The organism is Streptomyces sp. Edi2 (genome assembly GCF_040253635.1).
GTDB lineage: Bacteria > Actinomycetota > Actinomycetes > Streptomycetales > Streptomycetaceae > Streptomyces.
On sequence record NZ_JBEJGX010000003.1, the window covers coordinates 1,605,670 to 1,623,758 of the forward strand.

19 protein-coding genes are annotated in these 18,089 nt (G+C 73.2%); 8 read left to right on the plus strand and 11 right to left on the minus strand.

Annotated elements, in window-relative coordinates; all coding sequences use genetic code 11:
* Nucleotides 1–81 precede the first annotated feature (81 nt).
* The gene (gene rox, locus ABR737_RS10595; protein ID WP_350249927.1) at nucleotides 82–1,548 is read left to right on the plus strand and encodes a rifampin monooxygenase; all 1,467 of its coding nucleotides are present in this window, start codon (nucleotides 82–84) and stop codon (nucleotides 1,546–1,548) included.
* A 167-nt stretch (nucleotides 1,549–1,715) separates the two neighbouring features.
* On the opposite strand, the gene ABR737_RS10600 is transcribed toward rox, so the two are convergent.
* The 3 genes from ABR737_RS10600 to ABR737_RS10610 all read right to left on the minus strand — a co-directional run bounded on the left by ABR737_RS10600 (nucleotide 1,716) and on the right by ABR737_RS10610 (nucleotide 4,894).
* Complete coding sequence (locus tag ABR737_RS10600; RefSeq protein WP_350249928.1) at nucleotides 1,716–3,113, minus strand: flavin monoamine oxidase family protein; 1,398 nt, start codon at nucleotides 3,111–3,113, stop codon at nucleotides 1,716–1,718.
* An 88-nt stretch (nucleotides 3,114–3,201) separates the two neighbouring features.
* Nucleotides 3,202–4,047 carry a class I SAM-dependent methyltransferase gene (locus tag ABR737_RS10605; RefSeq protein ID WP_350249929.1) on the minus strand — a complete coding sequence of 282 codons (846 nt, stop codon included), beginning with the start codon at nucleotides 4,045–4,047 and terminating at the stop codon, nucleotides 3,202–3,204.
* A 241-nt stretch (nucleotides 4,048–4,288) separates the two neighbouring features.
* Nucleotides 4,289–4,894, minus strand: coding sequence for a TetR/AcrR family transcriptional regulator (locus ABR737_RS10610; RefSeq protein WP_502964304.1), 606 nt, complete (start codon nucleotides 4,892–4,894; stop codon nucleotides 4,289–4,291).
* A gap of 111 nt (nucleotides 4,895–5,005) precedes the next feature.
* On the opposite strand from ABR737_RS10610, the gene ABR737_RS10615 reads away from it, so the two are divergent.
* Complete coding sequence (locus ABR737_RS10615; protein WP_350249931.1) at nucleotides 5,006–6,124, plus strand: FAD-dependent oxidoreductase; 1,119 nt, start codon at nucleotides 5,006–5,008, stop codon at nucleotides 6,122–6,124.
* Nucleotides 6,125–6,229: 105 nt separating this feature from the next.
* Here ABR737_RS10615 and ABR737_RS10620 read toward each other — a convergent pair whose 3' ends face one another.
* The gene (locus ABR737_RS10620) at nucleotides 6,230–6,613 is read right to left on the minus strand and encodes a DUF5997 family protein (protein WP_350249932.1); all 384 of its coding nucleotides are present in this window, start codon (nucleotides 6,611–6,613) and stop codon (nucleotides 6,230–6,232) included.
* Between the two features lie 58 nt (nucleotides 6,614–6,671).
* Between ABR737_RS10620 and ABR737_RS10625 the strand changes: the two genes are divergently transcribed.
* Entirely contained in the window at nucleotides 6,672–7,499 is an 828-nt protein-coding gene (locus tag ABR737_RS10625; protein WP_350249933.1) for a LysR substrate-binding domain-containing protein, read from the plus strand.
* 94 nt (nucleotides 7,500–7,593) lie between these two features.
* On the opposite strand, the gene ABR737_RS10630 is transcribed toward ABR737_RS10625, so the two are convergent.
* The gene (locus ABR737_RS10630) at nucleotides 7,594–7,785 is read right to left on the minus strand and encodes a DUF1059 domain-containing protein (RefSeq protein WP_350249934.1); all 192 of its coding nucleotides are present in this window, start codon (nucleotides 7,783–7,785) and stop codon (nucleotides 7,594–7,596) included.
* Nucleotides 7,786–7,948: 163 nt separating this feature from the next.
* Between ABR737_RS10630 and ABR737_RS10635 the strand changes: the two genes are divergently transcribed.
* The 3 genes from ABR737_RS10635 to ABR737_RS10645 all read left to right on the plus strand — a co-directional run bounded on the left by ABR737_RS10635 (nucleotide 7,949) and on the right by ABR737_RS10645 (nucleotide 10,590).
* Nucleotides 7,949–9,037, plus strand: a complete 1,089-nt coding sequence (locus tag ABR737_RS10635; RefSeq protein ID WP_350249935.1) for a class I SAM-dependent methyltransferase — start codon at nucleotides 7,949–7,951, stop codon at nucleotides 9,035–9,037.
* A 116-nt stretch (nucleotides 9,038–9,153) separates the two neighbouring features.
* Nucleotides 9,154–9,903, plus strand: a complete 750-nt coding sequence (locus tag ABR737_RS10640; protein ID WP_350249936.1) for a helix-turn-helix transcriptional regulator — start codon at nucleotides 9,154–9,156, stop codon at nucleotides 9,901–9,903.
* 204 nt (nucleotides 9,904–10,107) lie between these two features.
* A complete protein-coding gene (locus ABR737_RS10645) occupies nucleotides 10,108–10,590 on the plus strand; it encodes a YybH family protein (RefSeq protein ID WP_350249937.1) in 483 nt (160 codons plus the stop codon).
* Between the two features lie 117 nt (nucleotides 10,591–10,707).
* Here the strand turns inward: ABR737_RS10645 and ABR737_RS10650 are convergent, their stop codons facing one another.
* The 5 genes from ABR737_RS10650 to ABR737_RS10670 form a co-directional block, all read right to left on the minus strand.
* Nucleotides 10,708–11,082 carry a DUF4333 domain-containing protein gene (locus ABR737_RS10650; RefSeq protein WP_350249938.1) on the minus strand — a complete coding sequence of 125 codons (375 nt, stop codon included), beginning with the start codon at nucleotides 11,080–11,082 and terminating at the stop codon, nucleotides 10,708–10,710.
* 16 nt (nucleotides 11,083–11,098) lie between these two features.
* The gene (locus ABR737_RS10655) at nucleotides 11,099–11,815 is read right to left on the minus strand and encodes a GVDTG sorting domain-containing protein (RefSeq protein WP_350249939.1); all 717 of its coding nucleotides are present in this window, start codon (nucleotides 11,813–11,815) and stop codon (nucleotides 11,099–11,101) included.
* A 390-nt stretch (nucleotides 11,816–12,205) separates the two neighbouring features.
* Nucleotides 12,206–12,778 carry a histidine phosphatase family protein gene (locus ABR737_RS10660; RefSeq protein ID WP_350249940.1) on the minus strand — a complete coding sequence of 191 codons (573 nt, stop codon included), beginning with the start codon at nucleotides 12,776–12,778 and terminating at the stop codon, nucleotides 12,206–12,208.
* A gap of 43 nt (nucleotides 12,779–12,821) precedes the next feature.
* The gene (locus tag ABR737_RS10665) at nucleotides 12,822–13,274 is read right to left on the minus strand and encodes a GNAT family N-acetyltransferase (protein WP_350249941.1); all 453 of its coding nucleotides are present in this window, start codon (nucleotides 13,272–13,274) and stop codon (nucleotides 12,822–12,824) included.
* Between the two features lie 246 nt (nucleotides 13,275–13,520).
* Nucleotides 13,521–15,026 carry an aminotransferase-like domain-containing protein gene (locus ABR737_RS10670; protein ID WP_350249942.1) on the minus strand — a complete coding sequence of 502 codons (1,506 nt, stop codon included), beginning with the start codon at nucleotides 15,024–15,026 and terminating at the stop codon, nucleotides 13,521–13,523.
* Between ABR737_RS10670 and ABR737_RS10675 the strand changes: the two genes are divergently transcribed.
* Both ABR737_RS10675 and ABR737_RS10680 read left to right on the plus strand, forming a co-directional pair.
* Nucleotides 15,025–16,047 (plus strand): DMT family transporter, encoded by a 1,023-nt coding sequence (locus tag ABR737_RS10675; protein WP_350249943.1) that lies wholly within the window; start codon nucleotides 15,025–15,027, stop codon nucleotides 16,045–16,047. The genes ABR737_RS10670 and ABR737_RS10675 overlap by 2 nt on opposite strands.
* 326 nt (nucleotides 16,048–16,373) lie before the next feature.
* Complete coding sequence (locus tag ABR737_RS10680; protein ID WP_350249944.1) at nucleotides 16,374–16,583, plus strand: DUF1918 domain-containing protein; 210 nt, start codon at nucleotides 16,374–16,376, stop codon at nucleotides 16,581–16,583.
* 162 nt (nucleotides 16,584–16,745) lie between these two features.
* On the opposite strand, the gene ABR737_RS10685 is transcribed toward ABR737_RS10680, so the two are convergent.
* Nucleotides 16,746–17,969 (minus strand): glycoside hydrolase family 10-like protein, encoded by a 1,224-nt coding sequence (locus ABR737_RS10685; RefSeq protein WP_350249945.1) that lies wholly within the window; start codon nucleotides 17,967–17,969, stop codon nucleotides 16,746–16,748.
* Between the last annotated feature and the right edge of the window lie 120 nt (nucleotides 17,970–18,089).

An 18,089-nucleotide genomic window follows, 5' to 3' on the forward strand; every position in this document is an offset into this window, starting at 1 on the left:
GCGGTGCGGTGGCGGTGCGGTGGCGGGGACTCTGCGCGGGGCAGTCGGCCGAAATCCGATTTCGTGAAACGGGGCGTTTTGATGATTGACGTGATCGTGGTCGGCGGCGGGCCGACCGGGTTGATGCTGGCATGTGAGCTGCGGCTGCACGGCGTGCAGGTGGTCGTGCTGGAGAAGCTGGCCGAGCCGACCGGGGAGTCCCGCGGGCAGGGTCTGCACGCGCGCAGCGTCGAGCTGATGGACCAGCGTGGCCTGCTGGACCGGTTCCTCGCGGTCAGTGAGAAGTTCCAGGTCGGCGGGCTCTTCGGCGGCATCATGAAGGCGTGGCCCGACGGGCTGGAAACGGCTCACCCGTACGCCCTCGCCACTCCGCAGCCGGTCACCGAGCGGCTGCTCCACGAGCGCGCGGTCGAACTCGGTACCGAGATCCGGCGCGGCTGCGAAGTGGTCGGGCTGAGCCAGGACGAGGACGGCGTGACCGTCGAGCCGGCGAGTGGGGATGCCCCTGGCAGCGGCGCAGCCGCCGGAGGGGGAGGCACGCGCCTGCGTGCGCGCTACCTCGTCGGGTGCGACGGCGGCCGCAGTACGGTGCGCAAGCTGCTCGGGGTCGGCTTCCCCGGTGAGCCCGCCACGGCCGAGACGCTGCTGGGTGAGATGGAGGTGACCGAGGAGCCGGAGACGATTGCCGCCGTCGTCGCGGAAGTCCGCAAGACCCAACTGCGGTTCGGTGTCGCCCCCGGGGAGAACGGGGTGTGCCGCGTCGTGGTCCCCGCCGACGGGGTGGCCGAGGACCGTGCGACCGCGCCGACCCTGGAGGAGTTCAAGCGGCAGTTGCGCGCGACCGCGGGCACCGACTTCGGGGTGCACTCGCCGCGGTGGCTGTCCCGGTTCGGCGACGCCACCCGGCAGGCCGGGCGCTACCGGGTGGGCCGGGTCCTGCTGGCCGGCGACGCGGCACACATCCACCCGCCGACCGGCGGGCAGGGGCTCAACCTCGGCGTGCAGGACGCGTTCAACCTCGGCTGGAAGCTGGCCGCCGAGGTCAACGGCTGGGCGCCGGAGGGGCTGCTGGACAGCTACCACGCCGAACGGCACCCGGTGGGCGCCGCAGTGCTGGACAACACCCGCGCGCAGATGACACTGCTGGGGAGCGATCCTGGGGCGACCGCACTGCGGGGGCTGTTCTCGAAGCTGATGGACTTCGAGGAGGTGAACCGGTACGTGACCGGGATGATCACCGCGGTCGGGGTCCGCTACGACTTCGGCGGGGGCCACGAACTGCTCGGCCGGCGGCTGCGGGACGTGCCGCTGAAGCAGGGGCGCCTCTACGAGCTGATGCACGGCGGCCGCGGGCTGCTGCTCGACCGGACCGGCCGGCTCTCGGTGGCGGGCTGGGCGGACCGGGTCGACCACGTCGTCGACGTCGGTGCGGAACTGGACGTGCCCGCGGTCCTGCTGCGGCCGGACGGCCATGTGGCGTGGGTCGGTGACGACCAGCAGGATCTGCTTCGCCGGCTGCCCAGGTGGTTCGGCGCTGCCGTCGGCTGAGCACGCGGCGCGCCGGCCACTTCGGGACGACCGGCCGGGCAAGCGGGGCGGTGCAGGTGGAGCGGTGCAGGTGGGGCGGTGCAGGTGGGGCGGGAGCCAGCGGGCGGAGAGGGGCGGGCGCGCGGGGCGGAGCAAGCGGATCAGAACAGGCAGTTAGGGCAAGCAGATCAGGACGAGCGGTCCGGCAGGCCGACGGCGTGCCGGGCGCGTGACAGCGCGAGCAGGGTTTCCTGGGCGGCCCGTTCGCCGGAGCGCACCGCTCCCTCCATCAGGCCGTGCATCAGCGTGGCCGACTCGGTGCTGGCCCAGTGGATACGGCCCACCGGCTCGCGCAGCGCACTGCCGTAATTGGTCAGGGTGCCCGGCGGGAAGTAGCCGATCATCCCGCCCAGCGACCACTGCTGGGCGGACCAGTCGGTCTCCAGGTACTGGGCGGGGTGACGTGCCTCGGGGCCGAACCGCTCGGCCAGCGCGTCCAGCCAGATCTCCCGTCGCCGGGCCGGGTCGAGGCGGCCCAGGTGCAGGGCTCCGGTGCTGAACGCGTAGCTGCTGAGCACTCCCGGCCGTCCCGACCGCGGCGTCTGGTCGATGGTGACCGGGACGGGCGACCCGGGTGCGAGGGTCTGTCCCGACAGCCGCTGCTCGCGCCAGAACGGCTGTGGGTACGCCGTGTGCACCCGGATGATCGCCCCCGGCACCACCCGCTGCAGCAGATGGCTGGAGCGGGCGGGCAGCGGCGGATCGAAGGTGATCCGCCCCGCCAGCACCGGGGGCGTGGCCACGATCACCCGCTGCGCCCGCACGGTGAGCGAGGGGGCGACCACCTCGATGCCGGTGGCGTCGTGGGCGATCCGCTGAACGGGGCTGGACAGGTGCACCCTTGCCCCCAGGTGCGCGGCCATCCGCCGCGCCACTTCGGGGGCTCCGCCGTCCACGAGGTGGGATTCGGTCTTTCCGGTGTCGGTGTAGTAGCCGAAACCGCCGCCGCCCCGGGCCAGGGTGAGGGCACCCAGCAGGGAGACCTCCGCCGGGTCCGCGCAGAACAGCAGGTTCATGGTCGATCCGAGCAGGGTGCGGGCGGTGGCCGAGGGCACATTGCGCGGGTCGGAGAGCCACTGCCCGAGGGTGCGGGAGTCCCATGCCCGGGCGCCCCGTGCGGACCACGGGGCATCCGCCGGGAGGCGCCGCGTCATCAGTTGCAGCCGCGCCATCGCCAGGCCGAGGGCGAGGAGCGTCTTGGGGCCGGTGGCGGGGAGGGCGCCGTGGTACCGGTGGTTGACTCCGTCGAGGCGCAGGAGGTGATCGCCCCGCTCGTACTGGCGGTACACCTCAAGTCCCAGTTCCCGGCAGAGCTGAAACATCCGGTGCTGCCCTTTGCCCAGCCAGGTCCCGCCGGCCGACACCACGGTCCCGTCGGGAAGTTCACGGTTCCACGCCCGGCCGCCCACCCGGTCCCTCGCCTCGACCACCACCACCTCATGGCCGGCCTGGACCAGTCGTCTCGCGGCTGCGAGTCCGGCGAACCCGGCGCCCACCACGCACACGTCTGCCTGCACCTGTGCCATGGCCCACCTCCAGGGTCAGCCTCGCCCACCGGGCCGGGCTCCGCCCGGCGAGTGATCCATCAGGGCGCGCGACCTCTGAGGTGTCTGCCTATCGGACGGTGGTACGCCCGGCGCGGAGCACATGCCCGCTGAACGCATCGGCGTCGGTGGCGGGGTCGGCGACGGCGTCGCCGTCGGGAGTGGCCCCGCCCAGGTACCGCGCGAGCAGTTCGGGCCCCGTGAAGTCCTCGATGTCGTCCAGCTTCATCGCGCGCAGCTCGTCGGCGATGCCGTCCGGGGTGAAGAGGCTGAGCCAGGGTTCGCCGAACTCCGCCACCCGCCGTGTGGCGGCCTCGTACGCGGCGCGGAGCTCCGGAGCCATCGACGGCGACGGTTCGACGAAATAGTCGAACACCACGTGGACGGGCGCGGTGTGCTCGGCCACGCAGCGCAGTGTGGCGAGGACGGCGTCCCGTGTCAGGTAGGGCGTGACCCCGAGCCAGATGAAGAACGCCGGTCGGGTGCGGTCCAGCCCGGCCGCGTCCAAGGCCTCGGCGAGGGTGTCGCGTTCGAAGTCGGTCGGGGCGAAGACCAGCGACGGCGGGAGGGCGATCCCGGCCGCGGCCATCTGCTGCCGCTTCCACTCCTGGGTGTCCGGATGATCGACCTCGAACACCGTCAGGCCGGGGTGGGGGTTGCGGTAGGCGAAGGTGTCCAGGCCGGCGCCGAGCACCACGGCCTGCCGGGTGCCGGCGGTCACCGCGGCGGCGAGCGAGTCCTCGGCGAAGCGGCTGCGCGCGGCGACGAACCGGATGTTGTGCCGGGCGACCGGGTCGTCGGGCGGCGGCAGCATCGCGTCGGGGTCGAGGTGGAGGAGGACCTTCGACGCCAGCGGGTCGGTGAAGACCCGCTGGGGATCGGCCTGGTGGCGCGCACGGGCGTGCGCTGTCCTCATCGCGGTACGGCTCGGCTGACCGGCTTCCATGTGTACCCCCAGTAACTTCCGGCTCAAGGACCTCAGGTATGTCGTGTGCGACGCCCGAGTATTCCGTGTGGGACGCCGGTCCGTCCGGGATTTTCGGTTTCCTCGCCCCGCCCGGAGCTGGTCGGTTCCGGTTGGTCCCGGTCGGCCCTGGCCGGTCCCGGTCGGTCTTGGTCGGTCCCGGTCGGTCTTGGTCGGTCCCGGTCGGTCCTTGTCAGTCCTCGGGGTGGGTGGCCGCCCAGCCGTGTTCGAGCAGGGCGAAGGCCCCTTCGGCGGCGCCGCGCGGGTCGGTGTGCCGCTGGATGAGCCCACGGGTCTCCAGCGCGAAACGGGCGAGGGCGGCGCAGGTGACGTCGCCCTCGGGGGCACCGGTCTCCTCGGTGATGGCCCGGGCGACGGCCGCTTCGTGCCGCATCCACATGCGGTGGGAGTAGTCGCGCAGGGTCGGGGTGTCCTCGACCATGCGCAGGAACGGGGCGCACCGCGGATCCTTGGCGAGGTCCTGTGTCAGCAGGATCTGCTCGCGCAGCGCCTGCGGGATCGACTGTCCGGGGGCGCGTTCCCGCACGGCGGCGACGAGCGCCGCCTCGATGTCGTCCTCCTCGTCGAAAACCAGCGCTTCCTTGCTGGGGAAGTGCTTGAACAGAGTGGTCACCGATACGTCGGCGGCGTCCGCAACCTCCTTGACGGAGACCTCGTCGTAGCCGCGGTCGAGGAAGAGCTCCAGTGCGGCGTCGGCCAGCGACTTGCGGGTTTGGGCCTTCTTGCGCTCACGGCGCCCGGTCGGTTCGGTCACCGTCGCAGCGTATCCCGAAGGCATCACGAAGCGCACTCACTGCGAAAGTTAACTCATTGCACTTATTTAGTGGATGTGCTTTCTTGGTTGTGCCGGATCTCCCGGCGGATCACCCACGTCCGAGGGGACAGCCCCATGAACGCCACTCGTCACCCCCGTATCGCCGTCGTCGGCGCCGGTCCGGGGGGCCTTGTCTGCGCCCGCGTCCTGCAGCGCCACGGTCGCCCCGTCACCGTTTTCGAGCGGGAGGCCTCCGCCGGAGCCCGCCCGCAGGGCGGCTCCCTCGATATGCACGGCGGCACCGGTCAGGCCGCCCTGCGCGCGGCGGGGCTGCTCGACGGCTTCCGCGCCCTCTCCCGTCCCGAAAGCCAGGAGTGGCGCCTGCTCGACCCCGCCACCGCCGCCGTCCTGCCCGCGCAGGGCCCGCCGGACGACCACGGCGAGGAGGACAGGCCGGAGATCGACCGCGGTCAGCTGCGCGATCTGCTCCTGGATTCGCTCACCGCGGGCAGCGTGCGGTGGGACCGCGCCGTCAGCGGGGTCACCCCGCTCGGGGACGGCACCGGCCGCCTGCTCTTCGCTGACGGGACCACCGAGGACTTCGACCTGGTGATCGGCGCCGACGGCGCCTGGTCGCGGGTGCGCCCGGCCCTGTCGGACGCCGTACCCGGCTATACCGGGATCACCTTCATCGAGGCCGGCTTCGACGACTGCGACACCCGGCATCCCGATCTTGCGCGGATGGTCGGCGCCGGCACCATGGTGGCCGGGGCCGACAGTAAGGTCCTGTTCGCCCAGCGCAACAGCAACGACCACATCCGGGTCTACATAGGCTTCCGCGGGCCGGAGGACTGGCAGGTGGCCGCGGGTGTGGAGCTCGGTGACACGGCGGCCGTGCGGGCGCACCTGCTGACGATGTTCAACGGGTGGGACGAGCGCCTGCTCGCTCTGCTGCGCGACAACGACGGCGCCTTCATCCCCCGGCCCCTCTTCGCGCTGCCCGTGCCGCCCACCTGGGAGCACGTCCCCGGCGTCACCCTGCTGGGCGACGCCGCGCACCTGATGCCGCCGCTCGGGCTGGGTGCCAATCTCGCCATGCTGGACGGCGCCGAACTCGCCCGGGCCCTCGTCACCGAACCCGGCGTCGACGATGCCGTCCGTGCGTACGAGAGCGTCATGCTGCCGCGCTCGGCCGAGGCCGCCAAGGGCTGCGCGGAGGGGCTGGCACACCTCCTGCCCCCGACGGGCGCCTGAGCACGCCCCGCTGCCACCACGGGTACGGGGTCGGGGTCGGGGCGGCCCGACGAGAAAGGAGCGGGAGCAGGACCAGGAGTGGAATCAGGAACGCGATCGGCCGGGCTACTCGTCCCGGGCCGCGTTCTTCTCCTTGATACGGACCGCTTCCTTGCGGACCTCGGCCTGGGTGGCGCGCTCCTTCTGCAGCCACTCGGGGCTGTCCTGCTTCAGCGCGTCGATCTGCTCCGTGGTCAGGGGCTCGGTGACACCGCCCCGCGCGAGGCCCGAGATGGAGATGCCCAGCTTCGCCGCGACCACCGGCCGGGGGTGCGGGCCGTTGCGCCGCAGGTCCTGCAGCCACTGGGGCGGATCGGCCTGGAGGGCGTTCAACTCGGTGCGCGAGACGACACCCTCCTGGAACTCGGCGGGGGTGGCCTCGAGGTACACACCCAGCTTCTTCGCCGCGGTGGCGGGCTTCATCGTCTGGGTGCTCTGGTGCGACGTCATGGTGTCCAGGGTATCGATCGTGTGCGCTACCTCCGACCACGACCGGTAACCTGTCCACGTGACTGGCTCGGCAGAATCCCCTTCGTTCCGTCTCGCGTATGTCCCGGGGGTGACGCCCACGAAGTGGGTGCGGATCTGGAACGAGCGGCTTCCCGACGTTCCTCTGACCCTCGTCGCGGTGTCCGCCGCGGAGGCGTTCGGCGTCCTGCGGGGCGGCGACGCCGACGCGGGCTTCGTGCGGCTGCCGGTGGACCGGGAGGACCTCAGCGCGATCCCCCTCTACACCGAGACGACCGTCGTCGTGGTCCCGAAGGACCACCTCGTGACGGCCGCCGACGAGGTGTCCGCCGAGGATCTGGCCGACGAGATCGTCCTGCACCCCCTCGACGACACCCTGGACTGGGAGCACCGGCCGGGGCGGCCCGCGAACGAGCGCCCGGCCACGACCGCGGACGCCGTGGAGCTGGTGGCGGCAGGGGTGGGAGTCCTCGTCGTCCCGCAGTCCCTCGCCCGTCTGCACCACCGCAGGGACCTCACCTACCGTCCGGTGTCGGACGCCCCGGCTTCACGGGTCGCGCTGTCGTGGCCGCAGGACGAGACCACCGACCTGGTGGAGGACTTCATCGGGATCGTCCGCGGGCGGACCGTCAACAGCTCACGCGGACGCCGCCCGGATCCGGCCCCGGCGCAGCCGAAGGGCAAGGGCAGCGAGACGGGCGGTGCCCGGCGGAAGCCCACGGCCGGGAAGACCGCCGGGAAACCGGCGGCGAAATCAGCGGGGAAATCGGCCGGGAAATCGGCGGGGAAGCCGTCCGGCAAGAGTTCACAGGGCGGCTCCGGCGGTGCGAGGGGCGCCAAGCGCGGCAAGCCCCGGCGCCGGTCGTAGCCCGCGGGCGCCCGTCCGCGGCCCTCGGGCGGCCGCATCCGGGCAGACCGACGCCGCCGTCCCGCAGCGGGGACGGCATACGGCCGGCCACGCCTCAGGCGTGCTGCGGAACCTCGTCCTTCATGGCCGCCCTGATCTGCTCCCGCAGCTCCGGGCTGTCCTGGTGGCCGTGAACGGATACCGCGTGTTCACTGGCGGCGCGGAGCACCTCTTCCTCCTCGCCGGCGATGACGAGGGTGCAGTTCATCTCGCTGGGCTGGTCCCGGCAGTCGATCTTCTTGCGCATGGTGCACCTCCTCTCCCTCTCCCCCCTTCCCAGTGTCGCCCCAGGTCACCACCCCCCGTATACGGCGAATCCCGTATGGCGCGCGGGGTCGCCGTCCTGCTGCAGTGGGACAAGCGACAAGGACGAGAGTGAGACAAGGACGAGGGTGGGAGAGGTGAGAGACATGGCTGCCTCCGCCGATGTCACCCCCGGTGCCACGGTGGACGAGGACCGGGTACAGGAGTTCCTGGAGAGAGTGACCGCCGACAACGGCGCCGCGATGGCCGGCCTGTGCACCTCGCTCGGCGACCGGCTCGGCCTGTACCGCGCGATGGCGGGCGCCGGTCCCCTCACCTCCGCACAACTCGCCGCCCGCACGGAGCTGGTCGAACGCTACGTACGCGAATGGCTGACCGCCCAGGTCGCCGGCGAGTACGTCAGCTACGCGCCCGGTACCGATACCTATCTGCTGCCCGACGAGCACGCCGCCGTCCTGGCGGACCCGGATCTGCCGACGTACGCGGCCGGGTTCTCCACCGTGCTGCAGGCGGTCTACGCCACCGAGGACATCCTCATGGAGGCCTTCCGCACCGGCGAGGGCGTCGGCTGGGAGGAACACGGGGCGGCGTTGTTCGCCGGCACCGCGAAGTTCTTCCGCCCCGGTTACTCGGCCGCGCTGGTACCGGAGTGGCTGACCGCGCTGGACGGTGTGGTGGAGAAGCTGGAGCGCGGCGCGCGCGTCGCGGACGTCGGATGCGGCTACGGCTACTCCACGACGCTCATGGCACAGGCCTTCCCCCGGTCACGCTTCGAGGGCTTCGACTTCCACCGGCCGTCCATCGAAGCGGCCCGCGGCATCGCGGCCGAGCGGGAACTGGACGACCGGGTCAGCTTCCAGGTCGCCACCGCCCAGGACTTCCCCGGCGAGGACTTCGACCTGATCACGTTCTTCGACTGCCTGCACGACACCGGTGACCCGGGCGGCGCACTGCACCACGCCGAGCAGGCCCTGGCCGACGGCGGCACCTGCATGGTCGTCGAGCCGAACGCCTCGGCAAACGCCCAGGAGAACGTCAACCCCGTCGGCCGGGCGCTGACCGCAGGCTCGGTTGCCGTCTGTCTGCCGTCCGCGCTGGCCCAGCACGGCCCGCAGGCGCTCGGAAACCACGCGGGAGAAGAGGTGATGCGGCAGCTCGCCGACGAGGCCGGACTCCACCACTGGCGACTCGCCGCGCAGAGCCTCGTCAACCGCGTCTATGCCGTCGGGCGCTGAGGCGCCTGACGCGCCCGGCCGGTCTTCCCCCGGCCGGCCGGGTGGCCGACGCGCGCCGGCCGTTACCCGCTCGGCGCGCGTTTGACTGCCCTGTGCCCCCTCGGCACGCTGGAGGTATGAGCGCGGCCGCGGAGGCCGGCCTGCGGCGCATTCTCGCCGTCGTGGACCTTCTGATCGATGCCGTCGACGAGGACACCCTGGTCCCGGCGCTGCTGCCGCTGCTGCTCGGTGCCCTTCCCGGCGACAGCATCATCTGGTCCCCCCGCGCCGGCTCCGCCGACCGGCCGCTCACCCTGCCCGCCGGCCTGTTGACCCAGGACATCCGGGAGGCGTTCGCCCGCGAGTCGGCGGCCGATTCCCTCGTCACCCACACCACCCTCGGCCCCGGCACCCCGATGCGCCGCTCCACGCTGCAAACCCGCAGCGCCTTCCACGCCCTCGCCGCCTATACCGACGTCTACCGGCCGCTGGACGCCGAACAGCAGCTCGCGATGTCGTTCCCGGCGGGCTACGCGGCCGGCGTGCCGCGCAAGGTGTGTGTGGCGATCAGCCGCAGCGGCAGCGACTTCTCCGACGACGACGTGGCGGCCGCGGCCCTGCTGCGCACCCGGCTCAGCCACGTCCTCAACCGGCTCGCCCCGCCCACACCTGCACCGTCCCCCGTCACCCGCCGCGAGTCCGCCGTACTCACCCTGCTCGCCCGCGGCCTGACGAACCAGCAGATCGCCCGGCGGCTGGCGATCAGCCCGCGCACGGTCGACAAGCATCTGGAACACGCCTACGCAAAGCTGCAGGTGGGCGGCCGGGTCGAGGCGGCGAACGCCTGGCTGACCCGGGGGCCGGCGGCGCTGCGGCTCGCGCCGTAGGCCAGGTGCCCGCGCCGCCTCCTCGGCCCCTCGCCTGCTCGACTGCTCGGCTCCTCGACTCTTCCTCTCCTTGACGCCCCACCTCGTCGACGCCGGCCGGGGTCGCTTCCCGCCGATGAGTTTCCGTCCGCGGCGGGGTCTACCGGTTGCACGGATATTCCGTGCGCCGCGCCGCCCCGGCGCCGTCCGACGGGAGGAGTCCTCGTGACCACCGACATCACACCCACACCCACAGCCACACCCACAGCCACACCCACAGCCGACGAGGTGCAGATCCGGGAGCTGCTGGAGGACCGGGCCGCCGCGACGACGGCGCGGGACGCGCGGCGGTTCCTCGCCGCCTGCGCGCCGGACCTGGTGGACTTCAGTCTCGCTCCTCCGCTGCAGTTCACGGGGCCACAGGCGCTGGACCAGCAGGCCGTCGAGGCCTGGTACGCAACCTGGGAGGGGCCGATCGAGGTGTCGCTGACCCAGGTCGAGATCACGGTCGGCGACGATGTCGCCTTCAGCCACAGCATCAACCGGATGCACGGGACGAAGAAGGACGGCTTCGAGGTGGAGCTGTGGAGCCGGGCAACCGTCGGCCTCCGGAAGATCGACGGCACCTGGAAGATCACCCATACGCACAGCTCGGTGCCGTTCCTGATGGACGGGTCGGGGCGCGCTGCCCTGGACCTCAAGCCGTAGGTCACGGGGCGTCCTTGACCGCTCCGCCTTGCCGGAGCCGGCCGGGGTGCGAGCCACCACCCAGCGCGACGGGCACCGGTCACCGCGGCCGGGACCGCCCAGCGCTGCCGGGACCTCTCACCGCGGCAGGGCGTGGCGCCGATAGGTGACCTCGTTGTGGCGGACCTGGGTGACCTCGACGCTCAGGTGCCGGTCCGGGCCGAGGGGGAAGTGGGCCGTACAGCGCACCTCGTCGTACGGCACGGGCCGGAGATCGCCGGAGCAGTGCACCGCATCGGGCCCGTGGCGGAAGGGCAGGGTGAGCTGGCCGCTGAGCGTCCTGGCGATCTCGGTGCGCAGCACGGTGTGGGTGCCGCCGTCGACCACGCTGGTGGCGTCGCGGGCACGGAGGTGGACGGCGGCGAGCGCGCACACGCCCGCGAGGACGAGGGCCGCGGTGACGGCGGTGACGAGACCGATGACCAGGCCGCGTCGTGGTGGATCTGCGGTCATTGTGCGCTCACCGCCGTCAGCTCCCGGTGCCGCGAGGGTGCCGCCGGCGGGCGAGGACTCCCCAGCCGGCCGCGGCCAGCAACAGCAGTCCGCCCGCGGTCGTGGCCGCCCCGCCGCTGCCGGCCGCGCCGCCGAGGCCGGTGTCCGCCCCGCCCTGGGGCACGACCTGGTCGGCACCGCCGGAGACGACCATGGTGCCGGTGAGGGTCTTCCGGCCGTCGCCGGACTGCTCCCCGTACTCCTCGCCGCCTCCGCTGCCGTGGTCGTCGCCGTCCTCCCCGCCGCGCACCCCGCCGTCTTCCTCGCTGCCCGCCCGTCCGGTGTCCAGGGCGCTCTGCCGGGCCCGGGAGGTGCCGCCGCAGGTGAGGGTGACGCGGTAGGAGCCGGGCGCGGTGTTCTCCGGGAGGATCGCGGTGCCGCCGAGCCGCCCGCTCCGGCCGGCGAGCTCCAGCGCGGGGATGTTCGCGTCGTCGAAGGTGGCCTCCGCGGTGTCACCGGAGCACTGCCCGCCGTCGGAGACGGAGAATGCGGCGCCCGGTGCCACCGGGTCGGGCTGTACGACCACCGCTTCCGCGGTGCCCGGCGCGGAACCGGCCTCGGCGGCGGCTCCGGTCACCGTCCCGGTGGCGGCTTCGGCGGCGGCATCGGCACCGCCGTCGTCGCCGAAGAGCAGGACGGACACCGCCAGGGCGCCGGCCGCCAGCGCGTACAGAGGAATCTGACGTATGGGCATAACCCGAGAGAAGCGTCCGGCCCGGCGGCGCGCACCTCGATGACGGGCCCCGGCGGGGCCAACTTCCGCGGGAGGCGCCGGGCCGCAGCCTCTTCCCGCAGGTCACAAGGGTGCGTACGCCCCGGACGGCGGAACGCGCCGGATGGGCTTTCCGGGTGGTGCCCGGGGGCGGCCCCGGCACTTGAACCTCACCCCGCGTGAGGAGGCATCGTTGCTCCGTTACTCCGTTACTCCGTTGCTGCCTGAACGCCGGCACCTGGAAGGCCGGGGCCCTCGCCGAGACGGGCGGACCGACCGTACGGGCTGGTCGCGCTCGTGTTCCAGGGTGTGCTGACCGGTGTGCGGCTGCGCCGGGGTCCGGTGGGTGGCGCGGCGTAGCGCGGGGCCGCCTCATGCCTCCAGCTGGAGGTCCCACTTCTTGTCGGACCGGCCGGTGAGGGTGGTCACCGAGAACGGCTGGACGTCTATCCGCCAGTACGTGTGCGGGGGTGCCTGGAGCACGTACACCAGGGCGGCGCGGACGACACCGGGTTCGGCGACCGCGAGGAGTCCGTCGGCGTCCTCGACCGGCCGGGTGTCCAGCCAGCCGCCGACGCGCCTGATGAAGGCCAGCAGGGACTCCCCGCCGTGCGGTGCCACGCGGGGATCGGCCAGCCAGGCCTCCACCGCGCGCGGTTCGTCGGCGGCCACCTCTCCCAGCGTGCGGCCCTGCCAGCGTCCCATGTCGCAGTCGCGCAGCGCCGGTTGCGGCAGCGGGCGCAGGCCGAGGGCTTCGCCGGTGTCGCGGCAGCGGGCGGACGGCGAGCAGTAGCGCAGTTCGGCGGCGGCGAGCCGGCACAGGACGGGCGCGGCACGCTCCGCCTGGTGCCAGCCCGCGGCGTCGAGCGGGCGGTCGTCGCCGAACCGCGTTCCGAGCAGCGAGGAGCTGCGGCCGGCGGCGATCAGCTTGAGTCGGACGCTCATCCGGCGATGGTAAGAGCAGTACCGCCGCAATGGCCCCTCTTGATCAGATCTCGACAGGACCCGGATCGACCAGCCCGAGGGTCATCCACTGCTCCGGGGACACCAGGGGGCGGAAGCCGACCTTTTCGTACACGCCGTGGGCGTCCTTGGTGGCCAGCGTCAGGCGGCTCGGCCCGCAGGACGCCATATGGTCGGCGATGGCCTCGACCAGGGCGGTGCCCAGGCCCTTGCCGCGGTCGTCACGGCAGATGTAGACGTCGCAGAGCCAGGCGAAGGTGGCGTGGTCGGTGACCACCCGGGCGTAGCCGGCCTGGCGGCCGGAACCGGCTTCGTACAGGCCGAAGTTGAGCGAACCCGCGACGGCGCGGTCATGCAGCTCCCGGGACCGGCCCACGGCCCAGTAGGCGTCCGCGGACAGCCAGTGGTGGACCAGGCCGGTGTCCAGGCGCGCCGGGTCGGTGGAGATCTCGTAGCCGTCGAGGGCGTGATCGTTCATGCCGGGAGGTTCGCAGAAGGGTGGGGTGGCGTCGAGCCGATACCGGCGTGGAGGGCTCCGGCAGCGTCGAGCCGATACCGGCGTGGAGGGTTCCGGCAGCATCGAGCCGATACCGGCGTGGAGGGCTCCGGCGGCGTGGAGTATTCCGGCAGCGTGGAGGGCTCCGGCAGCGTCGAGGGTTCCGGCCGCCCGCCGTTCTCAGTGGGAGACCCTGCGCGCACCCGCTCCCCTCCCCGCCCGTCCCGTTCAGTCCGCCGAAACCCCCAGCTCCTCGCACGCCGTGCGGAGCCTGCGGACGCCTTCCGTGATCGCGGCGGTGCCGGACGCGGCCGCGAAGCTCAGCCGCAGATGTGCGGCCGGCGGCTCGGCGGCGAAGTACGGCCGGCCGGCCGCGACCGCGACGCCCGCCCGCAGCGCCGCACCGGTCAGCGCCGCCTCGTCCGTGCCGTCCGGCAGCCGCAGCCAGAGGTGGTAGCCGCCCGGCGGGACGTAGAGACCGCCCGGCGCGGGGGCGTGGCCGTACGCCGCCCCGTGCCCCCCGCCCGGCCCGGCGAGTCCCGGCAGGTACCGGTGCAGGGCGGCGGTCAGGGCATTGCGGCGGACGGTCAACTCGCCGGAGACCAGCCGGAGATGGCGGGGCCAGGCGGGCGAGCCGACGAGTTCCAGAGCGGTTTCCTGGAGCGGGCCCGGCACGAAGAAGCTGTCGACGACCTGGATGGCGCGCAGCCGGTCGAGGACCGGACCGTGGGCGGCCAGGGCGCCCACCCGCAGGTGGGGCGAGGTGGCCTTGGTGAGCGAGCGGACATGGACGACCGTGCCGTCCCGGTCGTCCGCCATCAGGGTCGGCGGCAGCGCGGGGGCGTCGCCGTGGACCAGCAGCCGTGCGAAGTCGTCCTCGATCACGAAGGCACCGGCCGCGCGGGCCACCCGCAGCACCTCGCGCCGCCGGTCGTCGGCCAGCACCGCGCCGGTCGGGTTCTGGAACAGCGGCTGGCAGACGAACAGCCGCGCGCCGCTGGCCCGGAAGGCGTCCGCGAGCAGATCCGTACGGACCCCGTCCGCGTCCACCGGTACGGGCACCGGCCGCAGTCCGGAGGCGCGGGCCACGGCCAGCATGCCCGGGTAGGTCGGGGACTCGACGAGCACCGGCGCGCCGGGGGCGGCGAGGGCGCGCAGGGCGGCGTTCAGCGCGCTCTGGCCGCCCGCGGTGATCAGGACGTCGCTGGCGGCCAGCGGGCCACCGGGGCCGGCGATCTCGCGGGCGAACCAGGCCCGCAGCTCCGCCACCCCGCCGACCGTGGGGCGCGCCCAGACGCCCGGCCGCCGCCCGGCGCGCGCCAGCGCGGCGGCGAGGGCGCGTTCCGGCTGCAGATCGGGGTGCAGATAGCCGCCGATGAGTTCGATGACGCCGGGGGCCGGGGTGGCGAGCGTGGCGAGCACACCCGAGGCGTCGACACTGCGCGGCACCTGGTCGCCGGCCGGCTCGGCGCTCAGCGCGATCTCCTGCCAGGAGGTGTCGATCGGCCGGGGCGCCTCACCGCATGGCTCGGCGCGGAAGGCTCCCGCGCCCGGCCGGGTCACGACCAGGCCCTCCGCCACCAGCTCGGCGAGCGCCCGCGAGACGGTCACCGGACTGACGCGATGCCGCTCCACGAGGGCACGGCTGGAGGGCAGCTTCTCTCCTGGAGAGTAGCGGTTCAGCTCCACTCGAAGGGTCGCGGCCAGCTCAGCGCCGCTGCTACGCTCGTGCATGAGAGACAACGATAGCGCTACCGCCACGGTGCCGATAGCGGTCAGCACTCCGGGCGCCCCGGTCACCGCCGCTCCGGTCACCGCTGCTCCGGAGACCCAGCAGTCCCCCAAGGCGGGGGAGATCCCGGAGATCCCGGAGGCCGCCGCGCCCGCCGGCCCCGCCCCCGCCGGCCGGGGCGCCCTGCTCGCCGGGCTCGGCGTCGCCGCCTTCTCGCTCACCTTCCCCGCGACCGCCTGGGCGCTGGAGGGCATGGGGCCCTGGACGGTGGTGATGCTGCGCAGCGTGCTGGCCACCCTGCTGGCCGGCGGCGCGCTGGCCGCCTTCCGGGTGCGCCTTCCCGAGCGGCGGCACTGGCTGGGCATCGCGGTCGTCACGGGCGGTGTGGTCCTCGGCTTCCCGCTGCTGACCACCCTCGCGCTGCAGACCTCCACCACCTCGCACGCGGCTGTGGTCGTCGGCCTGCTGCCGCTGACCACCGCGGCCTTCTCGGCCGTACGGACCGGTGCCCGGCCCTCCCGGACGTTCTGGATCGCCTCGCTGGTCGGCGCGGCCGTCGTCATCGGCTTTGCGGTGCAGCAGAGCGGCGGGGCGCCGGGCCGCGGGGATCTGCTGCTGTTCGGATCGCTGCTGGTGTGCGCGGCCGGCTACACCGAAGGCGGCCGGCTCGCCCGCCATATGCCGGGCTGGCAGGTGATGGGCTGGGCGCTGGTGCTGGCGCTTCCGCTCACGGCGACGGGCGCGGCGGTGGCGCTGTCCGCGGAGCCGCTGCGGCTCACGGCGCACTCGGTCGGCGGACTGCTCTGGCTGGCGTTCGGCTCGCAGTTCCTCGGGATGGTCGCCTGGTACCGCGGGATGGCCGCGATCGGCATCTCCAAGGCGAGCCAGCTGCAGCTCGCCCAGCCGCTGCTGACCCTGCTCTGGTCCGTGCTGCTGCTGGGCGAGCGGCTGCCGCCGGCCGCCCCCGCGGCGGCGCTGGCGGTCCTGGCGTGCATCGCGGTCACCCAGCGGACCCGTGGATGACCGCGGGCGCACCGGGGGCGCCGGACCCGCGCCACGGGAACACCCGGCCGGGACCGCCGGACCGGGACCACCGCCCCGCCGGCCCGCCGGCGCCGCCGGGCCGGACCCACCGGGACCACCCGACAGCGACCACCGGAAAGGGATGAACCCATACCTTCCGGGGTGCGACCACGGCCCGCGGACGTAAACTTGCCGCGACGGCAGGTACCGCCGTCCGGGCCGTTGCCAGGCCCGTAAACCGTGGAAATCGTTGGCCGTTCAACCGTCGGCCGTCGCACTGGCCGGCCCGCGGGTCGTACGGCCGCCCCGAGGCGGGGAGGACCCTGATGCACGCAAGCAGGGGCGACCGGTTGGTGGTGCACGGCAGGACCGTCGGGCATCACGACAAGGTCGTCGAAATCGTCGAAGTACTGGGCCCGAACGGCGATCCGCCCTACCGCGTCCGCGCCGAGGACGGACACGAGGCGATCATGTCTCCCGGCCCCGACTCGGTCGTCCGGCACACCAAGGCCACCGACATCGGCACCGGCCGGTAGGCACCGGCACCGGGCGGTAGACATCAGCACCGGGCGGTAGACACCGCCACCGGCCGACGGCCCCCGGCCGGCGCACGCCACCCTGCCCGGCCCCGACCCGGTACCGGAATCTCCTCACACGCCGCGGTCCGCGCGGACCCTCCCGGTCGGTGCGGGCCGCCGCTACGCCCGTGCCGCGGCGTAGTGGTCACGCACGACCCTCGCCATGGCACCCGCCCGGTCCTTGGCCACCTCCTTCGCCGAGAAGAAGACATGGCCGCCCACCTGCGGATAGCCGCGGGCGAAGGTGAGGTGGCGGGAGAGTTCGGCCGGGTCCTTCCAGGCGGGGGGCTGTGCCTCGCCCGCCTTGTACAGGGCCTCGCCGATGTAGAGGTCCACACCGGTGCCGTTGACGGTCCGCGCCCACCAGGGCACGAGTTCGGCGTAGTCGGCGGCGCTGAAGCCGAGGGGCCAGTAGACCTGCGGCACGAGGTAGTCGAGCCACCCCTCACGCACCCAGCGGCGGGTGTCGGCGTACAGGTCGTCATAGGTCTGCACCCCGGCCTGGGTGCGGGAGCCCTGCGGGTCGGTGGCGCGATTGCGCCAGACCGCGAACGGACTGACGCCGAAACGCACCCGGCGCCCGGCCCGCCCGCCACCGTCCAGCCTGGCCGCCACCTCGTGGACCAGCCGGTCGATGTTGTCCCGGCGCCAGGCCGCCCGGCTCTTGAAGCCGCTGCCGAACTCGTCGAACGCCTCATCGTCGTCGAAGTCCTCCCCCGCGACCGGGTACGGATAGAAGTAGTCGTCGAAGTGCACCCCGTCGATGTCGTAGCGCCGCACCGCGTCGAACATCGCGTCCTGGACGAAGCCGCGCACCTCCGGCAGACCGGGGTTGTAGTAGAGCTTGCCGCCGTACGGCAGGACCCAGTCGGGGTGCCGGCGGGCCGGGTGGTCCGCTGTGAGCCTGCCGGGGTCGGTGTGGTTGGCGACCCGGTACGGGTTGAACCAGGCGTGGAGTTCGAGATTGCGCCGGTGGGCCTCGCGGACCGCGAAGTCGAGCGGATCCCACCCGGGGTCGCGGCCCTGCTGCCCGGTCAGGCACTGCGCCCATGGCTCGTACGGTGAGGGCCACAGGGCATCCGCGGTGGGCCGCACCTGGAAGAACACCGTGTTCAGCTTGCGGGCGACGGCCGTGTCGAAGTGGGCGCGCAGTTCGCGCTGTTGCGCGGCGGGCTGGAGCTTCGTACTGGAGGGCCAGTCCAGGTTGGCCACGGTCGCCAGCCACATGCCGCGCATCTCGCGCCGCGGCGAGCCGGCCGCGGGCGCCGCCGCCCCCGTGGTGAGCAGCGAAGAGGCGGCGCCCAGCGCGGCCACGGCGAACCCTCTGCGTGTGATATGCCTCATCAAGAATTCCCCAGGTTGTCCGGTTCGTCCCGTCCTGAGGGTTCACAATGCCCGCCCCGGCGCCCGTGGCACAGCACCGCGCGGAGTAACGTCGGGGCCGAGGCGGCCGCCGGACCCTTA

Coding starts and splice junctions, on each gene's coding strand:
- ABR737_RS10605 (WP_350249929.1), bottom strand. CDS start 4,047: ATGAGGACAGCGCACGCCCGTGCGCGCCACCAGGCCGATCCCCAGCGG.
- ABR737_RS10650 (WP_350249938.1), bottom strand. CDS start 11,082: ATGACCGCAGATCCACCACGACGCGGCCTGGTCATCGGTCTCGTCACC.
- ABR737_RS10620 (WP_350249932.1), bottom strand. CDS start 6,613: ATGACGTCGCACCAGAGCACCCAGACGATGAAGCCCGCCACCGCGGCG.
- ABR737_RS10635 (WP_350249935.1), top strand. CDS start 7,949: ATGGCTGCCTCCGCCGATGTCACCCCCGGTGCCACGGTGGACGAGGAC.
- ABR737_RS10630 (WP_350249934.1), bottom strand. CDS start 7,785: ATGCGCAAGAAGATCGACTGCCGGGACCAGCCCAGCGAGATGAACTGC.
- ABR737_RS10680 (WP_350249944.1), top strand. CDS start 16,374: ATGCACGCAAGCAGGGGCGACCGGTTGGTGGTGCACGGCAGGACCGTC.
- ABR737_RS10675 (WP_350249943.1), top strand. CDS start 15,025: ATGAGAGACAACGATAGCGCTACCGCCACGGTGCCGATAGCGGTCAGC.
- ABR737_RS10600 (WP_350249928.1), bottom strand. CDS start 3,113: ATGGCACAGGTGCAGGCAGACGTGTGCGTGGTGGGCGCCGGGTTCGCC.
- ABR737_RS10610 (WP_502964304.1), bottom strand. CDS start 4,894: ATGCCTTCGGGATACGCTGCGACGGTGACCGAACCGACCGGGCGCCGT.
- ABR737_RS10685 (WP_350249945.1), bottom strand. CDS start 17,969: ATGAGGCATATCACACGCAGAGGGTTCGCCGTGGCCGCGCTGGGCGCC.
- ABR737_RS10615 (WP_350249931.1), top strand. CDS start 5,006: ATGAACGCCACTCGTCACCCCCGTATCGCCGTCGTCGGCGCCGGTCCG.
- rox (WP_350249927.1), top strand. CDS start 82: ATGATTGACGTGATCGTGGTCGGCGGCGGGCCGACCGGGTTGATGCTG.
- ABR737_RS10640 (WP_350249936.1), top strand. CDS start 9,154: ATGAGCGCGGCCGCGGAGGCCGGCCTGCGGCGCATTCTCGCCGTCGTG.
- ABR737_RS10670 (WP_350249942.1), bottom strand. CDS start 15,026: ATGCACGAGCGTAGCAGCGGCGCTGAGCTGGCCGCGACCCTTCGAGTG.
- ABR737_RS10665 (WP_350249941.1), bottom strand. CDS start 13,274: ATGAACGATCACGCCCTCGACGGCTACGAGATCTCCACCGACCCGGCG.
- ABR737_RS10660 (WP_350249940.1), bottom strand. CDS start 12,778: ATGAGCGTCCGACTCAAGCTGATCGCCGCCGGCCGCAGCTCCTCGCTG.
- ABR737_RS10655 (WP_350249939.1), bottom strand. CDS start 11,815: ATGCCCATACGTCAGATTCCTCTGTACGCGCTGGCGGCCGGCGCCCTG.